General features: G+C 69.7%; 20 protein-coding genes and 4 pseudogenes. 12 read left to right on the top strand and 12 right to left on the bottom strand.

The window, feature by feature from the left end; all coding sequences use genetic code 11:
- On the bottom strand, positions 1 to 191 hold a 191-nt coding region (locus I0Q12_RS31970; RefSeq protein WP_231610008.1), incomplete at its 3' end, for a TauD/TfdA family dioxygenase.
- 26 nt (positions 192 to 217) lie between these two features.
- Positions 218 to 1,192, bottom strand: a complete 975-nt coding sequence (locus I0Q12_RS04620) for a quinone oxidoreductase (RefSeq protein ID WP_197250829.1) — start codon at positions 1,190 to 1,192, stop codon at positions 218 to 220.
- 233 nt (positions 1,193 to 1,425) lie between these two features.
- On the opposite strand from I0Q12_RS04620, the gene I0Q12_RS04625 reads away from it, so the two are divergent.
- Positions 1,426 to 2,448 (top strand): AraC family transcriptional regulator, encoded by a 1,023-nt coding sequence (locus I0Q12_RS04625; protein WP_197250830.1) that lies wholly within the window; start codon positions 1,426 to 1,428, stop codon positions 2,446 to 2,448.
- A gap of 73 nt (positions 2,449 to 2,521) precedes the next feature.
- Entirely contained in the window at positions 2,522 to 3,580 is a 1,059-nt protein-coding gene (locus I0Q12_RS04630; protein ID WP_197250831.1) for a YeiH family protein, read from the top strand.
- Between the two features lie 20 nt (positions 3,581 to 3,600).
- Here I0Q12_RS04630 and I0Q12_RS04635 read toward each other — a convergent pair whose 3' ends face one another.
- Entirely contained in the window at positions 3,601 to 4,392 is a 792-nt protein-coding gene (locus tag I0Q12_RS04635) for a hypothetical protein (protein WP_197250832.1), read from the bottom strand.
- Positions 4,393 to 4,600: 208 nt separating this feature from the next.
- Here I0Q12_RS04635 and I0Q12_RS04640 point away from each other — a divergent pair, with 208 nt between their 5' ends.
- A complete protein-coding gene (locus tag I0Q12_RS04640; RefSeq protein ID WP_197250833.1) occupies positions 4,601 to 6,106 on the top strand; it encodes a carboxyl transferase domain-containing protein in 1,506 nt (501 codons plus the stop codon).
- Positions 6,107 to 6,167: 61 nt separating this feature from the next.
- Here I0Q12_RS04640 and I0Q12_RS04645 read toward each other — a convergent pair whose 3' ends face one another.
- Positions 6,168 to 7,643, bottom strand: a complete 1,476-nt coding sequence (locus tag I0Q12_RS04645) for an adenylate/guanylate cyclase domain-containing protein (RefSeq protein WP_197250834.1) — start codon at positions 7,641 to 7,643, stop codon at positions 6,168 to 6,170.
- Positions 7,644 to 7,729: 86 nt separating this feature from the next.
- On the bottom strand, positions 7,730 to 8,404 hold the full coding sequence (locus I0Q12_RS04650) for a GPP34 family phosphoprotein (RefSeq protein WP_197250852.1): 675 nt from the start codon (positions 8,402 to 8,404) through the stop codon (positions 7,730 to 7,732).
- Positions 8,405 to 8,538: 134 nt separating this feature from the next.
- On the opposite strand from I0Q12_RS04650, the pseudogene I0Q12_RS04655 reads away from it, so the two are divergent.
- Positions 8,539 to 10,449, top strand: a pseudogene (locus I0Q12_RS04655) (propionyl-CoA synthetase); the annotation flags it as partial.
- A gap of 39 nt (positions 10,450 to 10,488) precedes the next feature.
- On the opposite strand, the gene I0Q12_RS04660 reads toward I0Q12_RS04655, so the two are convergent.
- Entirely contained in the window at positions 10,489 to 11,559 is a 1,071-nt protein-coding gene (locus tag I0Q12_RS04660; protein ID WP_197250835.1) for a YihY/virulence factor BrkB family protein, read from the bottom strand.
- Positions 11,560 to 11,633: 74 nt separating this feature from the next.
- On the opposite strand from I0Q12_RS04660, the gene I0Q12_RS04665 reads away from it, so the two are divergent.
- On the top strand, positions 11,634 to 12,140 hold the full coding sequence (locus I0Q12_RS04665) for a flavin reductase family protein (protein ID WP_197250836.1): 507 nt from the start codon (positions 11,634 to 11,636) through the stop codon (positions 12,138 to 12,140).
- A 52-nt stretch (positions 12,141 to 12,192) separates the two neighbouring features.
- On the opposite strand, the gene I0Q12_RS04670 is transcribed toward I0Q12_RS04665, so the two are convergent.
- Both I0Q12_RS04670 and I0Q12_RS31975 read right to left on the bottom strand, forming a co-directional pair.
- A complete protein-coding gene (locus tag I0Q12_RS04670; RefSeq protein WP_231610011.1) occupies positions 12,193 to 12,663 on the bottom strand; it encodes a hypothetical protein in 471 nt (156 codons plus the stop codon).
- Between the two features lie 173 nt (positions 12,664 to 12,836).
- Positions 12,837 to 12,905: pseudogene (locus I0Q12_RS31975) on the bottom strand (hypothetical protein); the annotation flags it as partial.
- A 180-nt stretch (positions 12,906 to 13,085) separates the two neighbouring features.
- On the opposite strand from I0Q12_RS31975, the gene I0Q12_RS04675 reads away from it, so the two are divergent.
- Genes I0Q12_RS04675 through I0Q12_RS04685 form a run of 3 tightly spaced genes read left to right on the top strand, consistent with a single transcriptional unit; the run spans position 13,086 to position 14,880 of the window.
- Positions 13,086 to 13,862, top strand: a complete 777-nt coding sequence (locus I0Q12_RS04675) for a pyrimidine reductase family protein (protein ID WP_197250837.1) — start codon at positions 13,086 to 13,088, stop codon at positions 13,860 to 13,862.
- A complete protein-coding gene (locus tag I0Q12_RS04680) occupies positions 13,855 to 14,340 on the top strand; it encodes a CinA family protein (RefSeq protein ID WP_197250838.1) in 486 nt (161 codons plus the stop codon). The genes I0Q12_RS04675 and I0Q12_RS04680 overlap by 8 nt, the downstream gene beginning before the upstream one ends.
- 51 nt (positions 14,341 to 14,391) lie before the next feature.
- Complete coding sequence (locus tag I0Q12_RS04685) at positions 14,392 to 14,880, top strand: hypothetical protein (RefSeq protein ID WP_197250839.1); 489 nt, start codon at positions 14,392 to 14,394, stop codon at positions 14,878 to 14,880.
- 4 nt (positions 14,881 to 14,884) lie between these two features.
- On the opposite strand, the gene I0Q12_RS04690 is transcribed toward I0Q12_RS04685, so the two are convergent.
- Positions 14,885 to 16,684 carry an acyl-CoA dehydrogenase gene (locus I0Q12_RS04690; RefSeq protein ID WP_197250841.1) on the bottom strand — a complete coding sequence of 600 codons (1,800 nt, stop codon included), beginning with the start codon at positions 16,682 to 16,684 and terminating at the stop codon, positions 14,885 to 14,887.
- A 93-nt stretch (positions 16,685 to 16,777) separates the two neighbouring features.
- Here I0Q12_RS04690 and I0Q12_RS04695 point away from each other — a divergent pair, with 93 nt between their 5' ends.
- From I0Q12_RS04695 to I0Q12_RS04710, 4 genes are all read left to right on the top strand, one after another.
- Positions 16,778 to 17,437, top strand: coding sequence for a TetR/AcrR family transcriptional regulator (locus tag I0Q12_RS04695; RefSeq protein ID WP_197250842.1), 660 nt, complete (start codon positions 16,778 to 16,780; stop codon positions 17,435 to 17,437).
- Positions 17,434 to 18,120 (top strand): response regulator transcription factor, encoded by a 687-nt coding sequence (locus tag I0Q12_RS04700; protein WP_197250844.1) that lies wholly within the window; start codon positions 17,434 to 17,436, stop codon positions 18,118 to 18,120. The genes I0Q12_RS04695 and I0Q12_RS04700 overlap by 4 nt, the downstream gene beginning before the upstream one ends.
- A complete protein-coding gene (locus I0Q12_RS04705; RefSeq protein WP_197250845.1) occupies positions 18,120 to 19,436 on the top strand; it encodes a sensor histidine kinase KdpD in 1,317 nt (438 codons plus the stop codon). The genes I0Q12_RS04700 and I0Q12_RS04705 overlap by 1 nt, the downstream gene beginning before the upstream one ends.
- Positions 19,437 to 19,526: 90 nt before the next feature.
- Entirely contained in the window at positions 19,527 to 19,823 is a 297-nt protein-coding gene (locus tag I0Q12_RS04710) for a hypothetical protein (RefSeq protein ID WP_197250847.1), read from the top strand.
- A 53-nt stretch (positions 19,824 to 19,876) separates the two neighbouring features.
- Here the strand turns inward: I0Q12_RS04710 and I0Q12_RS31980 are convergent, their stop codons facing one another.
- The 3 genes and pseudogenes from I0Q12_RS31980 to I0Q12_RS04720 form a co-directional block, all read right to left on the bottom strand.
- The gene (locus I0Q12_RS31980; RefSeq protein WP_248675404.1) at positions 19,877 to 20,230 is read right to left on the bottom strand and encodes an FKBP-type peptidyl-prolyl cis-trans isomerase; all 354 of its coding nucleotides are present in this window, start codon (positions 20,228 to 20,230) and stop codon (positions 19,877 to 19,879) included.
- 21 nt (positions 20,231 to 20,251) lie between these two features.
- A pseudogene (locus I0Q12_RS31985) lies at positions 20,252 to 20,599 on the bottom strand (FKBP-type peptidyl-prolyl cis-trans isomerase); the annotation flags it as partial.
- A 37-nt stretch (positions 20,600 to 20,636) separates the two neighbouring features.
- Positions 20,637 to 21,521, bottom strand: a pseudogene (locus I0Q12_RS04720) (citrate synthase); the annotation flags it as partial.

Consider the following 21,521-nt stretch of genomic DNA (forward strand, 5'->3'; position numbering starts at 1 on the left):
GTGATGTCCTGGTCCCGGAAGAAAAGCACCTTGTGCTCGAGGAGCAGCGCGCGGAGCTGGGCGAACAGCGTCTCGTCGCGGGCGACGTCACCGAGGTACACGCCGGACAGTTCGGCGCCGATCGTCGCGGTGAGCCGCTCGACCCGGAATGCGGTGCGGGTGTCGCCGGCCGGAGGGAGCGTTGTGGTCATGGGAGTGTCCTTCGAGGTGGTGCAGATCAGAGGGTGAAGACCGAAGAGCCGATGCTGCGGCCGGATTCGATGTCGCGGTGCGCGCGGACGGCGTCGTCGAGCCCGTACCGCTGATTGATCTCGATGATGATGTCGCCCGCCGCGACGTGCGAGAAGAGCTCGCCGGCGAGTTCGGCTCGCTCGGCCGGGTCTGCGATGTAGTCCGCCAGCGCGGGGCGGGTCACGTACAGCGAGCCCTTGATCGCGAGCTGCATGGCGTCGATCGGGGGGATCGGCCCCGAGGCGGTGCCGAAGCAGACCAGCAGACCCCGGCGGGCGAGCGAGTTCAGCGACGTCTCGTAGGTGGTGGCGCCGATGCTGTCGAACACCACCGGGACACCCTTGCCGTCGGTGAGTTCGCGGACGCGGGTGGCGACGTCCTCACGGGTGTAGAGGATCACCTCGTCGCATCCGTGCGCCCGGGCGATCTCGGCCTTCTCCTCCGTGGACACGGTCCCGATGACCTTGATTCCCAACAGCTTCGCCCACTGGGTGAAGATCAGGCCGACACCGCCGGCGGCGGCGTGGAGCAGAACCGTGTCGCCCGCCGAGAGCGGCCGGATCCGGCGCAGCAGGTAGGAGGTGGTCAGTCCGCGCATCGTCATCGCCGCGGCGGTCTCGAACGGGATCGCGTCGGGCAGATGGATGAGATGCTCGGCGGGCATCACGCGCTCGGTGCTGTAGGCGCCGAGAGGGCTGCCGGTGTAGGTGACGCGGTCGCCGGGTGCGAAGTCCTCGACGCCGGCGCCGACCGCCTCGACCACTCCGGCGGCCTCGACGCCCATGCCTGCCGGCAGCGGCGCGGGGTACAGGCCGGTGCGGAAGTAGGTGTCGGCGAAGTTCATGCCGACGGCCTCGTGACGGATGCGGACCTCGCCCGGTCCTGGGTCTCCGACCTCGACGGCCTCCCAGGTGAGGACCTCGGGGCCACCGGTTTCGTAGAAGCGAACGGCTTTCGCCACGGTATCTCCTTCACGGCCGCACCGGGTCGCAGACGGGCTGCGACAGGTGGGGCCCGGTTTCGGGGTGCGTTCGATCCCGTTGCGGGATCGCGGAATTCACCGACGCTGTGCGTGTCCGGCTCCGGTGTTCGTGGAGCCGATCTCTGTGATGTGACTAACACTAGTGGGCTCCCGACCCCTATGCTTATCCCTATGGGACATGACCCTGTTCATTTCGGGACATCGGTGACGACATGAAGCCACTCGCCCGCTATGCATCGCTCAACAACTACGTCGAGCTCGCCCACTCGGCCGGACTCGAACCCGCCGGCATGATCCGCGACGTCGGCCTCGATCCCGCCGGTCTCGGTCTCCAGGACCGCTGGGTGCCGGCGTCGGCCATCGCAACCCTGCTCGAGAACTCGGCGACGGCGTCCGGCCGGCAGGACTTCGGCATCGCGCTCGCCGGACTGCGCCGCTTCTCCAATCTCGGCCCGTTGAGCCTGGTCGTCCGCGAGGAACCCGATGTCCGCAGCGCCGTGAAGATGCTCGTGCGCTACCAGCACATGTACAACGAGGCCCTGAGGACCCACATCAGCGAGAACGGCGGGATCACGACCCTGCGCGTCGAACTCGACGTGGGCGTGCCCGGCGACTTCCCCCAATCGATCGACCTGGCCGTCGGGGTGCTGCACCAGCTACTGAAGGGATTCCTGGGCCGGACCTGGCGGCCGCTCTCGGTGTCCTTCACCCGTCCCGCACCCCACGATCCGGCTCCCTATCGCCGGATGTTCGGAACCGAGGTGCTCTTCGCCGAGAGATTCGACGGAATATCCTTGTACACCAAGGATCTCGACGCACCGAACGCCATGTCGGATCCGCTGCTGCGCCCCTACACCCGGAAGATTCTCGAAGGAGTCGACGCGCGCGAGGACGTCACCACCCTGAGCAGGGTCCGCGAGCTGATCGAACTCCTGCTGCCCACCGGACGGTGCTCGGCCGAGCAGGTCGCCCGGAGCCTGGGCGTCGATCGCCGAACCGTGCACCGCAAACTCGCCGAAGAGGGTCATACGTTCTCGTCGGTGCTCGATTCCACCCGCGCCGAACTGGCCTCGCACATGGTGGGCAACACCCGGTACTCGCTCACCGAGGTCTCCGAACTTCTCGGGTTCTCCTCCCCCGCGAACTTCTCCCGCTGGTTCCGAAAGCAGTTCGGCCGCAGCCCGAGCCAATGGCGATCCGAGACCATAGGGGGCAGGTCCACCGAACCCGAGTGACATATCGAATCGATATGCCCTGATGCCGGAATGACGTCTATCGGTTTCGGCGTCCTCGGGCCACGGTGGGAGAATGGTTCTCTCCCCCACCGTCGCTACCACGCCTCCGATCCGGACGCGTCTGCGAACTCCGTTGCCGGGTCTCGCATTCTGCGCCGTGGGTGCCGCCGCGGCACTCGGCATCGCCCGACTGTCCGGCATCAGCCCGCTGCTGATCGCGATCGTCCTCGGAGCGACGATCACCAATTTCTTTGCGCTACCGTCCTTCACGGCGCCCGGTATCGCGGTCGCCTCGAAACGGCTGCTGCGCATCGGAGTGGCACTTCTGGGCCTGCAACTGCTGCTCTCCGATGTTCTCGGCCTCGGCTGGGGCGTGCTCGCCCTCGCCGCCGCCGTGGTGGTGGGTGGGATCGCCGGCACAATGGCCGTGGGACGGCTTCTCGGCATGGAGTGGGGCGAACGCCTGCTCATCGCGTGCGGCTTCTCCATCTGCGGCGCCGCCGCGGTCGCGGCCGTCGAAGGGGTGACCGCAGCCCGAAAACAGCATGTCGTCACGGCCGTGGCGCTGGTGGTCGTGTTCGGGACCGCCATGATCCCCGGACTCCCGTTCGCCGCGTCGCTGCTGGGGCTCGACACGACTCGGGCCGGCATCTGGGCGGGCGCTGCCGTCCACGAGGTGGCGCAGGTCGTGGCGACCGGCGGCGCGATCGATGCCGGCCGTCTCGGAACGGCCGGGGCGAGCGCCCTCGCGGTCGCCGTCACCGTCAAACTCGCCCGTGTCGCGCTCCTCGCACCCGTGGTCGCGTGGATCGGTGTCGCCTCCCGCCGTCGCAGCACCACGGACGGCCCCGCCGGGCGGCCACCGCTGGTTCCGCTCTTCCTGCTCGGATTCGTCGGGTTCGTGGCGTTGCGGGCGACCGGACTGCTGCCCGACCCGGCGCTCGACCTCGCACGACTCGCCCAGACCGCCCTGCTCACCACCGCGATGTTCGCGCTCGGCACCGGGGTGAAGGTCTCCGTCCTCCGCGGGGTCGGCTGGCGCCCGTTCGTCCTCGCGACCGTCTCCACCGTCTGGGTCTCGGCGATCGCACTCGGCGGTGTCCTTCTCCTCGGCCTCGAACCGATCGTGTGACCGCGCGACGCGAACGTCCGTCAGTCGAGGTAGCGCTGTAGCGGCGTCGATTCCGGCTGATCGAGCCGCCAGAATGTGCCGCCGTCGCAGGTTACGGTGTCGCCGCTGATGAAGCTTGCGACCGCGCGGGCGGCGGTCGTCGGGTCCGGAAATCGTCGGCCCTCCATCGGACCGGCCGTGATCTCGAGGGTGCCGGTAGCCGGGTCGAACCGGCCCTTGACGCGGTAACCGCCCCGGTCGGCGATCACCCGCAGCCGCAGGTCCTCGACGACCTCGGGTTCGACCGACTTGCGCACCGCACCGGCACTTGCCTTCTTCGCACGGTTGCGGGCGCACCGCTCGGCCTCGGCCTCGGCCGCGTCGTCGTCGGTGTACAGAGTGGTGTCCTTGGCTGCTGCCAAGCCGAGCAGGTCCCAGCAGTCCTTGCCGTGGACGACGCTGCTGAGGGGGATGGCGTGACTGCCTGTGTGTGTCCGGCCGGGGACATCCGCCATCCAGAGGTCCACCTCGGCGGCGATGCCCGCCGCGACCTCGTCGGAAGGCAACACGAAGTAGCCCGCCGGGTCGCTTCCCAGGTCGACGAACACCCAGAACTGCGAGCCGGTGTCGTCGGTGTCGGGCAGGGCATCCTGCCGTCTGGCCTGCCAGTCCCCGTCGATCCTGGTCCGGACGCGGACGATGCGGCTGTTTCCGTCCGCACCCAGGACCTCGACCGGGGTGCGCGGCAGGTGGTCGAGCCGCTCGGCGCGGCCTCCACGCTGGATGACCTCGGAGATGAAGGCTTGGATCCCTCGACCGGCAGTGTCGTGCACTCGACTGCGTCCATTTCTGTGTCGCGACCCGTACGCCTCGGTGAGCTGTGTTGCGACGGGTCTACGCGGCACGACTCGGGTTACTGCACCCACAGTACGGGCACGGGGTGCGGCCACCACAGGACGCGTCGGCATCCGGTGGGTCGGGCCGAGTACCGGGCGACCACTCCGGTATAGCTTGACACCAGGAACGACAGGTGGAGGCGACGTGGCCGGCAGCAAAATCTCCGCACGGGAGTTCATCGACAGCGTCCTCGACGAGGGCAGTTTCGTCTCCTGGGACACGACACCCGTCGACGTCGGCGCCGACGAGACGTACCGCGCCGAACTCGCTCGTGCGGCCGAGCGTTCCGGCGTCGACGAATCGGTGATCACCGGTATCGGCACGGTGCACGGCCGTCCCATCGCGATCATCGCGTGCGAGTTCGCGTTCCTGGCCGGGTCGATCGGGGTGGCCGCGTCCGAGCGCATCGTGTCGGCGATCGAACGCGCCACCGCCGAAGGGGTGCCGCTGCTCGCGTCCCCCACCTCCGGCGGCACCCGCATGCAGGAGGGCACGCTCGCGTTCGTGCAGATGGTGAAGATCGCCGCCGCGGTCGCCGCGCACAAGGCCGCGCACCTCGGATACCTGGTGTACCTGCGCAATCCGACCACCGGCGGGGTGTTCGCGTCGTGGGGTTCGCTCGGCCACATCACCGCCGCCGAACCCGGTGCGCTCGTCGGCTTCCTCGGACCGCGCGTCTACAAGGCGCTGTACCACGAGGAATTCCCGCCGGGCGTGCAGACCGCCGAGAACCTGTCCGCCAACGGCGTGATCGACGGGGTGGCACCGCTCGAGGCCGTGCGACGGCTCGTGCACCGCACGCTGCGGGTGCTGGTCGAGCCGAGCAGCCCGGACGAGGGCGCCGAGGCGGCCGTCACGGACATCGACGAGGTGCCGGATGTGCCCGCGTGGCAGTCGGTGATCCTGTCCCGCCGTCCCGAACGACCCGGGATCCGGCAGTTGCTGCGGCACGCCGCGTCGGCGCAGGTACCGCTGTCCGGCACCGGTCAGGGCGAGGCCGACAAGACGGTGCTGCTCTCGCTCGCCCGGTTCCGGGGCGTGTCGTGCGTGCTGTTCGGTCAGGACCGCAGCGGCCAGTCCGCCGCGCTGACGATGGGGCCGGGTGCGCTGCGCGAGGCGCGTCGCGCGATGCGGCTCGCCGACGAATTGCGGCTGCCGCTGGTGCTGGTCATCGACACCCTCGGGGCTTCGCTGTCGCGTGAGGCCGAGGAGAAGGGACTCGCACCGGAGATCGCCCGGTGCATAGCCGATCTGGTGACTCTGCCGACCCCGACGGTGTCTGTGCTGCTCGGTCAGGGCACCGGCGGGGGCGCCCTGGCGCTGCTGCCCGCCGACCGCGTGCTGTGTGCGCAGAACGGCTGGCTGGCGCCGCTGCCGCCGGAGGGTGCGAGCGCGATCGTGCACCGCGACACGACGCACGCGCCGCAGATGGCCGCCGCGCAAGGAGTTCGCTCACGAGATCTGTTGCGCCACGGCATAGTCGACGGTGTGATTCCCGAATTCCCGGATGCTACAGAAGAACCCACGGAGTTCGTGAAGCGGGTCGGCGCGGCCGTGGCCGTCGAACTGGGCGATCTGGCGAGCGAACCCGCCGATACGAGGTACGCGCGGCGCCTCGAACGCTACCGCCGGCTGGGGTTGCCCGACTGAAGATCCGACCCGGGAGCGTGCCGGCCGGGGAAGGTCACCGCAGGCCCCGGCGTTCCCGACCTCAGGGCAGCCGGCCGCGTCGGCCCGCGAGGCGCGCGAGTTCCCGGAGCACGCCGGGGGCCTTGCGCGCCACGGTCAGGACCGCCCGATCGGACATGGTCGGGCGCGGCGGTGCCGCCGACTGCGTCGGCCGGGCCCCGTTCGTCGCGGCGAACAGCCGTACCTGACCGGGGACGCCTTTGAGCCGGTGCCTGCCGAGGTCGGTGAAGTCGATGTCGGCACCGGCCGCGAGATCGCGCACCGTTTGTGAGCACCGCACCTGCCCCGGGCCGGCGGATGCGGCGATGCGGGCCCCGAGGTGCACCGTCATCCCGGTCAGTTCCGGACCCGCACGGGTGACCGGACCGGCGTGCACACCGGCCCGGACCGCGAGTCCGAGTGTCCTTGCCGCACTGTCTATTCGATGCGCGCAGTGCAGCGCGGCCGCCGGTCCGTCGAACACGCTCAGGGTGCCGTCACCGGCGATGCCGACCAGGCTGCCGCCGCCCGCCCCGACCTCGCCGCGCACCATCCGGTCGTGTGCGGCCAGGAGTTCCGCGAAACGGTTGTCCCCCAGCTGCGCGAGCACCTCGGTCGAGCGCACGACGTCGGTGAACAGGATGGTCACGAGAAAGCGGTCCGCGTCGACCGGGCGGACCGTGCCGGTGGCGAGTTCCTCGACGTGGTCGAGCACCGGGATCAACGCCTCGCCGAGGGTCGCACCGGCCGGGATCGGCGGCAGGTCGTGGAAACGGCCGTTCGGCACGAGTTCGGCGACCCGGCGGACGGCGTCCCGGGCGAACAGGCTCTCCGGCTGGTGCAGCACCTCGGTGCGGCACTGGATCGAGGGCAGCACCTGCACGTAGCTCACCCGCATCGCCCACTCGAGATGCTGCTGCGCGGTTGCCGGTGTGGCAGAACAGCGTTCGAGCATGGCCATGATGCGGCGGTTGTGCGGAACATCGAGGGTGGGGTGCGCCAGGGAGGTCAGTTCGCCGTGCCCCCAGCGTGCGTACGCGCCCCGGAAGGAATCGACGAACCGGTCCCGTTGGGCGCGGGTCCATCCGGGCGGCGGCTCGCCGTCCTCGGACAGCAGAGCCTCGGACCAAGGCTCGGCGAGGACCAGCCCGGCGACCCGGTCGGGACAGCGGGCGGCGAGCAGGGCGACCGCCCCGCAGGTACTGGAGGCTCCGACCAGTGTCACCCGCGCGACACCGGCGTCGTCGAGGACCGCGAGGACGTCGTCGGCCTGCTCCTCGAGGGTCGGAACGTGGTCGACCGGATCGGACAGCCCGAAGCCGCGCCGCTGGAAGAACAGCGACCGCGCGAAGCTGGCGCAGCGTTCGAAGTTGTAGTGCAGATGCGGATCGGTCCACATCAGGTCCGGGTGCATCATGTCCTCGAAGAACCAGGCCACCAGGTGTGGTCCTCCGCCCACGAGCTGGTACGCCAGTGCGTGACCGTCGCGCTGGATGTACCGCGTCACGGGCGGGTCCATGGGACAACGATAGGCGGCGACCGGGCGAGCTGCGAGGGATCAGCCCCTCGTCCGACCCCGGTGACCCGGCGCGACGAGATTCCTGCTCACCCGCTGGAGCCCGCGACGGCACCCGCGGTGACGGCCGCGATCATCGCGGTGTTGACCGCCTCGACCGCCTGACGGACCGCGGCTCCCGCCCATTCCCCTTCTGCGATCTCCTTCGCGCGCTTGTTCACGGCACGCTTGTCCGCGTCCGGGAACACCTTCGAGGCCGCAGAGACGGCCGAGAGCATCGAGACAAGGGCCGCGGTCCGTGGCGCCGGAGTGAGACCGTCGACCAGCGCGGCCCGCAGTTCGGCGCGCACGTGCCGCTCGTGACTCTCGTCCACCGCGGGCCACCGGCGCGTCGTGAACAGTCCGAGGATCCGACCGCGCTCTTCCCGCAGCCAGCCCCGGTCGACGATTCGATCGATCAGCGTGTCCTGCAGACCCTTGGTGAGCTTCTCGATCGCCGACGCCGGTTTCATCGGTTTCGCGTCGGCGAGCCTGCGGGTGGCGTCGGCGAGCACCGGATCGTCCGGCGCCGGGTCCGGGCGCACCACGAGCCGGCCCTTCCGGACGACGCTGCCGTCGATGTCGGGCGTGACGGTCCCGGCGAGCGCGAGTTCGAGCAGCACCGCCCCGGCCAGCACCCGCGGCAACCGGGTACCGTCCACGATCGGTTTGCCCGATTCGTCGTCCAGCAGCAACAGCAGCAGGTCTTCGGCGAGCAGCGGCATGTAATCCACGTTACTGTTCGCCACCCGCTCGTCGACCGATTCGGACCGTCCGTCGCACGGCATCCGCACCGAACCGCGGGGTGGCACCCGGGGCACCGTCCGGTCGCATAAGGTGTTCGGCGTCACAGTGCTGTGTGGAGGAAGGACACGAATCGATGAGCTCGTACGCGGAGGCGTTCCGGCAGAGTGTGGAGGACCCGGAGACCTTCTGGCTCGACGCCGCGCGCGGAGTGGACTGGGTGAACGCACCGACCCGGGCTCTCGACGGTTCCGAGGCGCCCTCCTTCCGCTGGTTCCCGGACGGCACGCTCAACACCAGCGTCAACGCACTGGACCGGCACGTGCAGGCCGGCCACGGCGACCGCACCGCGCTGATCTGGGACTCGGCGATGGTCCCGGCCAAGCGCACCTACACCTATTCCGAGCTGCTCGACGAGGTTGCCGTGTTCGCCGGCGTGCTGCGTGACCAGGGCATCGTCGCTGGGGACCGTGTCATCGTCTACATGCCGATGATCCCGGAGGCAGCCATCGCGATGCTCGCGTGCGCCCGCATCGGCGCCGTGCACTCGGTGGTGTTCGGCGGGTTCGCCGCGAAGGAACTGGCCACCCGCATCGACGACGCGCAGCCGGCGCTCCTGGTGACCGCGTCCGGCGGTCTCGAGCCGGGCCGCACCGTCGAATATCTCCCCATGGTCGAACAGGCGATCGGCCTGTCGCAGACCCCGCCGCACACCGTGATCGTCAAGGACCGCGAGTCCATCCCGGGCTCGGCCGCGGACTACAAGACCTCGTCGGCGGCGTGGTTCGACTGGGACGAGCTGGTCGCCGACGCCGGCCCGGCCGATCCGGTCCCGGTCGCGGCCACCGACCCGCTGTACATCCTGTACACCTCGGGGACCACCGGGAAGCCGAAGGGTGTGGTCCGCGACAACGGCGGTCACGCGGTCGCGCTGACCTGGTCGATGCGCAACATCTACGACATCTCCCCCGGTGACGTGTGGTGGACGGCCTCCGACGTCGGCTGGGTCGTCGGCCACTCCTACATCGTGTACGGGCCGCTGCTCGTCGGCGCGACGACCGTGATGTACGAGGGCAAGCCGGTGGGCACCCCCGACGCGGGCGCGTTCTGGCGGATCATCTCCGAATACGGTGTCCGTGCGCTGTTCACCGCACCCACCGCGATCCGCGCCGTCCGCAAGGCCGATCCGAACGCCGAGGAACTGAAGAAGTACGACATCTCGTCGCTGCAGACGCTGTTCGCGGCCGGCGAGCGTCTCGACCCGGACACCTACGAATGGGCGACCGCCGTCCTCGACCGTCCCGTCGTCGACCACTGGTGGCAGACCGAGACCGGCTGGGCGATCGCGGCGAATCTGCGCGGCCTCGAACCGATGCCGCTCAAGGCCGGCTCCCCCACCGTCCCGGTCCCCGGCTACCGCGTCGAAATCGTCGACGGCGAAGGCAAGCGCGTCGAGGCCGGCACCGAGGGCAACATCGTCATCGCGCTGCCGTTGCCGCCCGGCACCCTCACCGGTCTGTGGCGCGACGAGGATCGCTACCGCCGCTCCTACCTCGACACGTTCCCCGGCTACTACCTCACCGGCGACTCCGGGTACATCGACGAGGACGGCTACGTGTTCGTCCTCGGCCGCTCCGACGACGTCATCAACGTTGCCGGACACCGTCTTTCGACGGGAAGCATGGAAGCGGTCGTGGCGTCGCACCCCGCCGTCGCCGAGTGCGCGGTCATCGGCATCCGCGACGAGCTCAAGGGCCAGCGGCCCAGCGGCTACGTCGTCCTCAAGGCCGGCGTCGATATCGATCCGGAGAAGCTCCGGCAGGAACTGGTCACGATGGTCCGCGAACAGATCGGTGCCGTCGCAACCTTCCGCGACGTGACGGTGGTGCAGGCGCTGCCGAAGACCCGATCCGGCAAGATCCTGCGGAAGACCATGCGGCAGATCGCCGATCACGAGCAGTACACGGTTCCCTCGACCATCGAGGACCCGGCGGTGCTCGAGGCGCTGGAGCGGCAGCTCGGCGGCGGGGTCCCTTCGTCTTCTGCTCTAGCCGCCGAGCGCTGCTCAGCGGTGGGGTTCTTCCGTGTCGTGGCCGGCGCCGGTGCGCAGCCGTCGTCCGTAGTCGACGAGTTCCTGCAGCTTCGCGTCGTTCTTCTCGCTCACCCGGGTGTCGCGCTCGGGTAGCTGCAGCGACTCCTCCGCCGCGATGCCGGCCTGCAGCTGACGGCCGCGCTCGAGTTCGGCATCGAATTCGGCGCCGAACAGCAACGCCAGGTTCGTGATCCACAGCCAGAGCAGGAAGATCACGGCGCCGGCGAGCGAACCGTACGTGCGGTCGTAACTGCCGAAGTTGGAGACGTAGAACGCAAAGATCACCGAGGCGGCGATCCAGGTGCCGATCGCGATGACCGATCCGAGGCTGAGCCACCGGAACTTCGGTTGTGCCACATTGGGTGTCACGTAGTAGAGCACCGCCACGATCACCACGACGAGCACGAGCATCACCGGCCATTTGGCGATGTTCCACACGGTGACCGCGGTGTCGCCGAGCCCGACGGCATCGCCGAGGGCACGCGCGACCGGGCCGCTGATCACGAGCATCGCGGCGGTCGCGCCGGCGGCGATCAGTGCCAGCGCCGTGACGAGCAGCATCAGAGGCCGCAGTTTCCACACCGGCCGGCCCTCGTCGATCTCGTAGATGCGGTTCATCGCCCGGCCGAACGCACCGACGTAGCCCGACGCGGTCCACAGCGCGGCGAGCACACCGATGATCAGCGCGAGCCCGGCGGACGGGGCGTTCACGAGCTGCTCGACCGGTCCACGCAGGGTGTCCACCGCCGAGGCGGGACCGAGATCCTCGACCATCTGCATCATTCCGTCGACCGTGGATCGTCCCTGCCCGACCACGCCGAGCAGCGACACCACCACGAGCAGTGCGGGAAACAGCGACAGCACCGCGTAGTAGGTGAGCGCGGCGGCGAGGTCCGTGCACTGGTCGCGGCCGAATTCGCGAACTGTCCTGCGGACCACGTACTTCCACGACGGTTTCGTCAGATCCGTCGGTGAGTCCGGTTTGCGGGGATCGTCGGGCGCGACCGTCCCACCGGTGCGTCCCGAGCCTTCGTCGACCGTCATGGCGCCATGAGTACCCGCGCTCGGCGGCCGACCAAACGCGCGCGCCCGGCGTCCATCCGACGTACGATGCGGCGATGTCCGATGCCATCAGCGGCTCGAGCGACGGGTTCTCCGCGATCGTGGACCGCCTCGACTATCCGATGTTCGTGGTGACCACGCGCGCGGCGAACGAACGCAGCGGGTGCCTGGTCGGTTTCGCCACCCAAGCGGGGATCGACCCGCCGCGGTTCCTCGTGGGCCTGTCCGACAAGAACCGCACGTTTCGGGTGGCCACCGCGGCCGATCATCTCGCCGTGCACGTCCTCGACCAGCGGAACCTGCCGCTGGCCGCGCTGTTCGGCGGGGAGACCGGCGACGAGGTGGACAAGTTCGCACGCTGCCGCTGGAGCGAGGGTCCGCACGGCCTGCCCATCCTGGAGGACGCCGCGGCATGGTTCACCGGCGAGATCCTCGGCCGGTTCGAACTCGGCGACCACGTCGGCTTCCTGCTCGCCCCCGACGAAGGTGAACTCCGCAGCGACCTCACCGACCTCGTGACGTTCCGGGACGTACGCGACATCGACGCCGGCCACGACGCGTGACGACGGCTCTCCCGACATCCGCTCGGTCCCCAGCCATCCTTCCCGACGATCGTCACAGCGTCTGACTGGGTGCCGAGCGGATACGGCGGAGTGCCCTCTCGAAACGCGCCACGAACACGCCGCCGGGAGTGCGGATGGTCCGCTGCAGGTCAGGGTCGGGTATGCCACTGTCGCGCAACCGCAGCCGGCTGAGGGATTCGCCGGGGCTCTCGCTGCGTCCGTCGAGGAAGCCGACGATGCGCCGGGCTGCGGCAATCCCGGTTCGCGGCGCGTCGAGCAGATCGTCGAAACACAGCCCCGGGTCGTGGCGCAGGGCGCTGTCCCCGATCACGACGGCTTCGTCCTCACTCACCGTCCGGGCGAGGTCGACGACGGTACGAGCCGGAGACGTGACGCGCATGTCGTCCAGTTCGACGACGTCCCCGTCGAGCCTCCCGGCGTGCCCGTAGCGCGTCGCCGACCGATACCCTCCTGCGTCGCGCCCGTTGGTGACGTGTACCCGCCCCAGGTCGGTACGCAACACGTCGAACCCGTGCAGGACGGCGGCGGAGATGTGGCTGAGTGCCGCCGAAGATCCGAGTTTCGCCCCTCGGCCCGCGCATGGATCGTGTGCCGACCGACGTCGTCGAGATGCCGTAGTCCCTCGCTGTCGAGATAGACACCGGGCGTGAGCCGTGCGAGGTCGCCGCGTCGCACCGCCCGCCGCAGTTCGGCATCGGTACGGCCGGCCGCGAGAGCATCGCGTCGGAACAGCGGTTCTGCCATGTCGGCCGGCGTGCCGCACGACGGCCCGCCTCTTCGTCCGCGAACCGGTGATCGGCGGCGATCTGTGGATGGATGCGCCGCCTGTGGAATTCGTATCCGCTCGGTCCCCAGCCATCCTTCCCGACGATCGGACCAGCGGATAGCTGGCGGCACCGCGGATACCCGTGATCTGATCGGAGGATGCGCCGCCTCGACGACCCGATCGATCCCACCCGAACACTCGACGACGCCGGCCTGCGCGCGCTGTACGCCTATTCCCCGCAATTGGACGGGCCGTGGATCCGCGTCAACTTCGTGTCGTCGCTCGACGGTGCCGTCGCGGTGGACGGCCGATCCGGCGGGCTCGGGACCCCGGCCGACAAGAAGGTCTTCGGGATGTTGCGTGAGCTCGCCGAGGTGATCGTCGTCGGGGCGGGCACGGCCCGGGGTGAGAACTACGGGGGTGCGCGCACGAGTCCGGCGCTGCGCGAACGTCGCGCGGCGGCGGGTCTGCCCGAGATCGCGCCGGTCGTGGTGGTCACCGCGTCGGGCGATCTCGATCCGCAGATGCGGCTGTTCACCGACACGTTCGTGCCGCCGGTTGTGTTCACCAGTACCCGGGTATCCGATGCGAAACGTCGCGCGTTGGTCGACGCCGGTGCAGACGTGCGGGTCGTCGCCGATCACGAGATCGACGGCGTCACGCTCGTCTCGGCGCTCGCCGACGCCGGCTGGCGCCGGGTGCTGTGCGAAGGGGGACCGAGATTGTTCGGCACGTTGATCGCGGACGGGGTGGTCGACGAGCTGTGCCTGACGCTCGCGCCGATGCTGGCGGCCGGTTCGGCGGGTCGCATCGCGACCGCCCCGGTGTCGGCGCCGACGTCGATGCGACGCGAGCACCTGCTGGCCGACGACGACGGAACACTGCTGGGCCGGTGGGTCCGGTCCGATCACCGGGAAGGGGACTCGAATGAGTGACGTGGCGGACGGCACGCGGCAGTCCGAGGAGCTGGTCGAGCGGCTCGCCGACCTCATGGACGCCCACGGGTACACGGTGGCGTGCGCGGAGTCGCTGACGTCCGGGGCGATAGCCTCGCGGCTCGGCGCCGGGCAGGGCAGCTCGGAATGGTTCCGCGGCGGCATCGTCGCGTATTCACGGTCCGTCAAGCACGGTCTGCTGAAGGTACCCGAGGGTCCCGTGGTGTGCGAGGCGGCGGCGCGGGCGATGGCCGAGCATACGGCGCGGCTGCTGGACGCCGATCTCGTCGTCGCCGTCACCGGAGCCGGTGGACCCGACCCGCAGGACGGACGTCCGCCGGGGACAGTGTGTTTCGCGACGACCGGACCGGGCGGCACCCGTTACGAGGAGCGGTACTTCGAGGGCGATCCGGAGAAGGTGCTGGAGAAGACGGTGCGTCACGCCCTGACGTTGCTGGTGGACCGCGCCTCCGCCTGACCGTCGGTAATTCGGGTGCGTGCGGGTGCACGCGGCATCTACCGTACGAACATGCAGGTTGTGTTCACCAAGGGTCCCGGTACGAGCTACGACATCGCCGTGCACCGCGGAACCGGTGCGTCGCTGGCTCCGCGCAACGGTCCCGGCGGTCATCCCTATCTGCCGCACGATCTGGTGCACCTGCTCGTCGAACAGGTGGCCGGGATCGAACTCGGGGTGTTCGGGCAGCTCGCGGCGGGCGACAACGGTCTGTTCTGGCCGGCCGATCCCGCCGAGCGGGCGAAAGCCGCCCGTCACCGGAAGTCCAAGGGCGCCAAGCGCTCCGATCGGGCGAAGAAGGACATGACCCGATCGGAGGAACTGGCGGGAATCGCCGTTCCGGTGTGGGAGGTGCGACGCGGGTTCGCGAAAACCTTGCCCGCGTACGTCACCCGCAACGAGATTCCACCCGTCGTCGAGCAGATCGTCGGACGACTCGACGACTACGCCGACCGGTGGCATGCGCTCCCGGTCGGCGAATCGCTCACCGTGACATGGTGATTGCTCAGAACACCTCGGGCGAGACGTCGAGCGTGGTGCGGTCCAGGCTGTCGAGCAGATCGAACTGCGGGCCGGTCTTCGGCATCTCGAAGCGGTAGAAGTACCGGGCGGCAGCGCGCTTGCCGTCGAAGAAGGCGCCCTCGCGGTCGCCGACGGCGAGGAGCTGTTCGAGCCAGATCCACGCGACCACGACGTGTCCGACCGCTTCCAGGTAGACCGACGAGTTCGCCAGCGCCAGTTCGGGATCGCGGCCCGCCCACAGCTTCGCCGTGGTGGTACCGACACGCACGACGGCCGCCTCGAGCTCTTGCGCGTACTCGGCGGCTGCGCCACCGGCGGCCCGCGCCTTCGCGACGGTCGCGGCGATGGTCTCGCCCAGCAGCGCCAGACCGGCACCGCCCTTCATGATCACCTTGCGGCCGAGCAGGTCCAGGCCCTGGATGCCGTGGGTGCCCTCGTGGATCTGGTTGAGTCGGTTGTCGCGGTAGAACTGCTCGACGTCGAACTCGCGGGTGTAGCCGTAGCCGCCGTGTACCTGGATCGCGAGACTGTTCGCCTCGAGGCACCACTGCGACGGCCACGACTTGGCGATCGGGGTGAGCACGTCGAGCAGCAGGCCGGCGCGGTCGCGGGCCTCGGCGTCCGCGGCGCTGCGCTCCTCGTCGACGAGCTTGGAGCAGTACAGCCCGAGCGCGAGGGCACCTTCGACGTACGCCTTCTGCGCGAGCAGCATGCGGCGGACATCGGCATGCTCGATGAGCGGCACCTGCGCGGAGGCCGGGTCCTTCTCGGCGAGCGGACGGCCCTGCGTGCGGGTGCGCGCGTACTCGAGCGACTGCAGGTACCCGGTGTAGCCGAGGGCGGTCGCGAGGAATCCGACGCCGATGCGCGCCTCGTTCATCAGCAGGAACATGTACGACAGGCCCTTGTTGGCCTCGCCGAGCAGGTACCCGACCGCCCCCTCGCGCCCGCCCGGGGTGAAGGAGCCGTCGCCGAAGTTCAGCAGCGTGTTGGTGGTGCCGCGGTTGCCCATCTTGTGGTTCAGGCCCACGAGGGCGACGTCGTTGCGTTCGCCGAGCGTGCCGTCGGCGTTCACGAGGAACTTCGGGACGATGAACAGCGAGATGCCCTTGACGCCGGCCGGTCCGCCGGGGATCTTCGCGAGCACCAGGTGCACGATGTTCTCGGTCAGCTCGTGGTCGCCGCCGGAGATCCACATCTTGGTGCCGGTCAGGCGGTAGGTGCCGTCGTCCTGGGGGATCGCCTTGGTGGTGATGTCGGCGAGCGACGAGCCGGCCTGCGGCTCGGACAGGCACATGGTGCCGAAGAACCGGCCCTCGAGCAGCGACGGAACGTACGTCGCGACCTGCTCCTCGGTGCCGTGGGTGGCGATGACGTTGGCGTTGCCGACGGTGAGGAAGGGGTACGCGGAGGTCCCGGCGTTCGCGGCCTGGAACCACGCCATCGCCGCGCGCAGCACGGTCACCGGCAGCTGCATGCCACCGAGCGACTCGTCGAAGCTCGCGGAGAGCAGCCCGGCCTTGGAGAACTGGTCGAGCGCCTCCTTGACCTCGGGGATCATCTCGACGCGCCCGTCCTCGCCGATGCGCGGTTCCTCGGCGTCGGCCTTCTTGTTGTGCGTGGCGAAATGCTTGGTGGCGAGGTCGGCGCTGAGGTCGAGGATGCCGTCGAACGTCTCGCGGGAGTGCTCGGCGAAGTAGGGGCGGCCGGTCAGCGACACGACGTCGAGCCAGTCGTACAGCAGGAAGTCGAGGTCACGCCGGGACAGGACGGGAGCGGGCATGGCTATCCTTTCAGGACGACTAAGCGCTCACTTAGTAAACCGGTGACGGTGCATGATGTCAACGAGCACCCCGATCGACCAGGACGGACAACCATGACCGACAGCACCGCCACCACCGCCGGACCCGGCGACCCCGCCGCCCTGACCGGCGTCAAGTCCGACGTCGCGCGGCGCCTCGTGCTGTCGGCCGTGGACTCGTTCGCCCGGCGCGGCTACCACGCCACGACCACCCGCGACATCTCGGTCGGCGCAGGACTGAGCCCCGCCGCGCTCTACGTGCACTTCCCCTCCAAGGAGGAGGTGCTGTTCGAGGCGAGCCGCATCGGGCACCGGTTCGTCCTCGACTCGATCACCGCGGCCGCCGCCGGCGCGGAGACACCCGTCGAGCGGATCCGCGCGATCGTCGACCGGTTCGTGCGCATCCACGCCGAACACCACACGATGTGCCGCGTCGCCCAGTACGAACTGCACGCCCTCACCGACGAGCACTACCGGGAGATCGCCGAGATCCGGCGGGCGACCGACGCGGTGATCCGCGGGGAGATCCAGCGCGGCGTCGACTCGGGTGCGTTCACCGTCGGCGACGTCCCCACCGCGGCGCTGGCGATCCTCTCGCTCGGCATCGACGTCTCCCGCTGGTACCAGCCCGGCCGCATGGACATCGACGCGCTCGCCGGCAACTACGTCGCGCTGGTGCTGTCGATGCTCGGCGCCGCCCCGGGTGCGAACGCACAGGGCACAATGCCCACATGAGCGCCCACGCCACCGTCCTGGTCGTCGACGACGACGAGGACGTGCTCGCGTCGCTGCGCCGCGGACTGCGCCTGTCCGGTTTCGCGGTCCTGACCGCCACGGACGGTCGCGACGCGCTCGCGGTCGTCGAGCAGCAGCGGCCCGACGCGATGGTCCTGGACATGAACATGCCGGTCCTCGACGGCACCGGCGTGGTGACCGCGCTGCGCGAGGCGGGTGACGACATCCCGATCTGCGTGCTCAGCGCCCGCAGTGCCGTCGACGACCGCATCGCCGGTCTCGAAGCCGGCGCCGACGACTACCTCACCAAACCGTTCGTGCTCGCCGAACTGGTTGCGCGGATCAAGGCGATGCTGCGACGCGGGCGGGGTGGCGCACCCTCGGCGACCGTGCGGGTCGGCGACCTCGAACTCGACCCTGCCGGTCGTCGCGTGCACCTCGCCGGGGTGCCGGTCGAACTGACCAAACGCGAGTTCGAGCTGCTCGAGGTGCTGGCACGCAACGCCGGGATCGTGCTGACCCGCGAGCGGCTGCTGTCGCTGGTGTGGGGCTACGACTTCGACTCCGACACGAACGTCGTGGACGTGTTCGTCGGATACCTGCGCCGCAAGCTCGAGGCCGGCGGCGCACCCCGACTCGTGCACACCGTGCGCGGAGTCGGATTCGTGATGCGAGAACCGTGATGCCACACCGTTTTTCACTTCGAGCGCGGGTTGCGGCAGCAACGGCGCTGGGCACGACCGTGGTCGTCGGCGTGCTCGGCGTGCTCGTCGCGATCGAGATCGACCGCAACAACCTCGCCCAGCTCGATCGCCGCCTCGACACCGCCGCGCAGGTTCTCGTCGCCAACGCCGGGACCGCCGGATTGTTCCTGCCCGCGCTCGGCGACGCCGGCGCGTTCGCGGTGACGATCCGCGCCGAAAAGGACGGCCACGTCCGCAGCAGCACCCCGACGCAGCTCCCCGAACTCGACCTCGGGGCCCACACCGTCACGGTCGGCGATGTTCCCTACCGCGCCGTCACCGCACCGGTCGAGGCGACGCGCGGCCGCCTGTCGGTCGCCGTTCCGTACGCGGAGGCACAGGACGTCACGACCGCGCAGCACCGGCAGCTGGCCGTCGCCGGGCTGTGCGCGATCGCGGTCGCCACCGGTCTCGGCTGGGTGTTCGGGGGCCGCGCGGTGCGGCCGCTGGTGGATCTCACGGGCCGGATCGCCTTCCGGGATCCGGATCTCGCGCCCCGCAGATCCGGTGTCCGCGAGGCCGACGAACTCGCGGCCGCCGCCGGGGCGATGCTCGCCGACGTGGCATATGCCCAGGCCGCCACCGACGCGGCGCTCGCAACCGCGCGGGACTTCGCGGCCGCCGCGGCCCACGAACTGCGGACACCGCTGACGGCGATGCGCACCGACCTCGAGGTGCTCTCGACCCACGACCTCGCCGCCGCCGACCGTACCGAGATCCTCGGCGACCTCGTCCGCACCCAGGGCCGGGTGGAGTCGACCCTCGACGATCTCGAACGTCTCGCCCGCGGCGACCTGTCGAGCACCGACGATTTCGTCGACACCGATCCGGTGGAGATCTGCGATGCGGCCGCCGCCGAGGCGCGCGGCCGGTATCCGGGCCTGACGGTGGAGGTCGACGGGGAACCCGGTCGTCTCGTGCCGGCACTGCCCGGGGGCCTCCGGCTCGTCGTCGACAATGCGATCGCCAACGCGGTCCGGCACGGCGGCGCCCGCCACGTCCGGCTGACGGTCACCCCGGACGGCCCCGACACGGTGCTCACCGTCGACGACGACGGCACCGGTGTGCCCGCCGAGGAGCGGGAGGTCGTGTTCGAACGGTTCCGGCGCGGCACGGGCGCATCCCGCACCGGTTCCGGGCTCGGGCTCACACTGGTCGCGCAGCAGGCGGCGCTGCACGGCGGGACGGCACGTCTCGAGGACTCACCGCTCGGCGGAGCGCGGCTGACGGTGAGGATCGCGAACCCGCAGGGGTGAGCCGGGTCCACACCTCGGGTGGGTTCGCCGCGGCGCCGGCCGCGAGCACGATGGACGCATCAGACCACCCGATCGTCCACGGAGGACCGAATGTCGAAGAGCCGCAAGCTGATTGCCGCCATGATGATGACCGCGCCGTTGCTGCTCGGGTTCGCGGGCACCGCCGGCGCCGACTCGATGCACCGGAGCGAGGACGGTCGCTGCGACGTCGCGCTCGTCGACGAGCACGGGAACATCATCCGCATCGACGAGAAGTCTCCGGGGACCCGGCTCGACGGGCTGCGGTGCGACGACGGACTGTGGCGCTTCACCACCAACGGCAACACCTACCGGAGCGGCGACGTCGCCACGGCCACCCTCGTCCGGGAACGGGACCGGGATCGGTGAGAAAGCACGACGCCCCGCATCGCGAGCGATGCGGGGCGTCGTCGTGGATCGATCTAGTTGGTGCCCAGCAGATCGATGATGAACACCAGCGTCTTGCCGCCGAGCGGATGCCCGGAACCGGCGGGACCGTACGCGAGCTCCGGCGGGACCGTGAGCTTGCGGCGGCCACCGACCTTCATGCCGGGGATGCCTTCCTGCCAGCCCGGGATCAGACGCCCGAGCGGGAACTTCACGGACTCGCCGCGGCTGAACGACGAGTCGAACACGTCGTTCGTGTCGTACTCGACGCCGTGGTAGTGCACGTCCACGACCGCGCCGGGCTGCGCCTCGGCACCGTCACCGACGGTGATGTCCTCGACGACCAGTTCGGTCGGGGCCGGACCGGTGGCCGGTTCGACGACCGGCACCGCCGGCGGCACCTTCACATCGAGCAGGTCGATGACGAACACCAGCGTCTTGCCCGAGAGCCGGTGGCCGGATCCGGCCGGGCCGTAGGCGAGCTCCGGCGGGATCGTCAGCTGACGACGGCCGCCGACCTTCATGCCCGGGATGCCTTCCTGCCACCCGGCGATCAGGCCGGCCAGCGGGAAGGTGATGGACTCACCGCGGTTCCACGACGAATCGAACTCCTCGCCGGTGTCGAACTCGACACCGACGTAGTGAACCTCGACCTTCGCGCCGGGGGTGGCCTCGGCACCGTCACCGACCGTGAGGTCCTTGATGACCAGCTCGGTGGGTGCGGGACCGTCCTGGAACTCGATCTCCGGCTTGCTCATGCGTGTTCTCCTCGTCGAGGTTGCGTTCGGACGCGCGTCAGCGCGCGTCGAGGGCGGTGTAGGCGCGCTCGGTGTAGCCGGTGTAGATCTGGCGCGGGCGGCCGATCTTCAGGGTCGGATCCGAGTGCATCTCACGCCAGTGCGCGATCCAGCCGGGCAGGCGGCCGAGCGCGAACAGCACGGTGAACATGCGGTCCGGGAAGCCCATCGCCCGGTAGATGAGACCGGTGTAGAAGTCGACGTTCGGGTACAGCTTGCGCTCGATGAAGTACTCGTCGGTGAGCGCGGCTTCCTCGAGCTTCATGGCGATCTCGAGCAGTTCGTCGCCCGCGCCCAGCTTGGAGAGGATCGAGTCGGCGGTCTTCTTCACGATCGCGGCACGCGGATCGTAGTTGCGGTAGACGCGGTGACCGAAGCCCATGAGCTTCACGCCGTCTTCCTTGTTCTTGACCTTGCGGACGAACTCGTTGACGTCGCCGCCGGAGGCCTTGATCTTGTCGAGCATCTCGAGCACGGCCTGGTTGGCGCCGCCGTGCAGCGGGCCCCACAGCGCGTTGATGCCACCGGAGATCGAGGTGAACAGGTTGGCGTCGGACGAACCGACCAGACGCACCGTCGACGTGGAGCAGTTCTGCTCGTGGTCGGCGTGCAGGATCAGCAGCATGTCGAGAGCCTGCGCGATCTCGGGATCGATCTCGTACGGCTCGGCCGGGAACCCGAACGTCATACGCAGGAAGTTCTCGACCAGCGACAGCGAGTTGTCCGGGTACAGGAACGGCTGGCCGACGGACTTCTTGTAGGCGTAGGCCGCGATGGTCGGGAGCTTCGCCATGAGGCGGATCGTCGACAGCTCGACCTGCTCCGGGTCGTCCGGGTCGAGGGCGTCCTGGTAGTACGCCGACAGGGCGTTGACGGCGCTCGA

Origin of the sequence: Rhodococcus sp. CX, from assembly GCF_015865005.1 — a bacterium.
In the GTDB taxonomy this organism is placed as follows: domain Bacteria; phylum Actinomycetota; class Actinomycetes; order Mycobacteriales; family Mycobacteriaceae; genus Rhodococcus.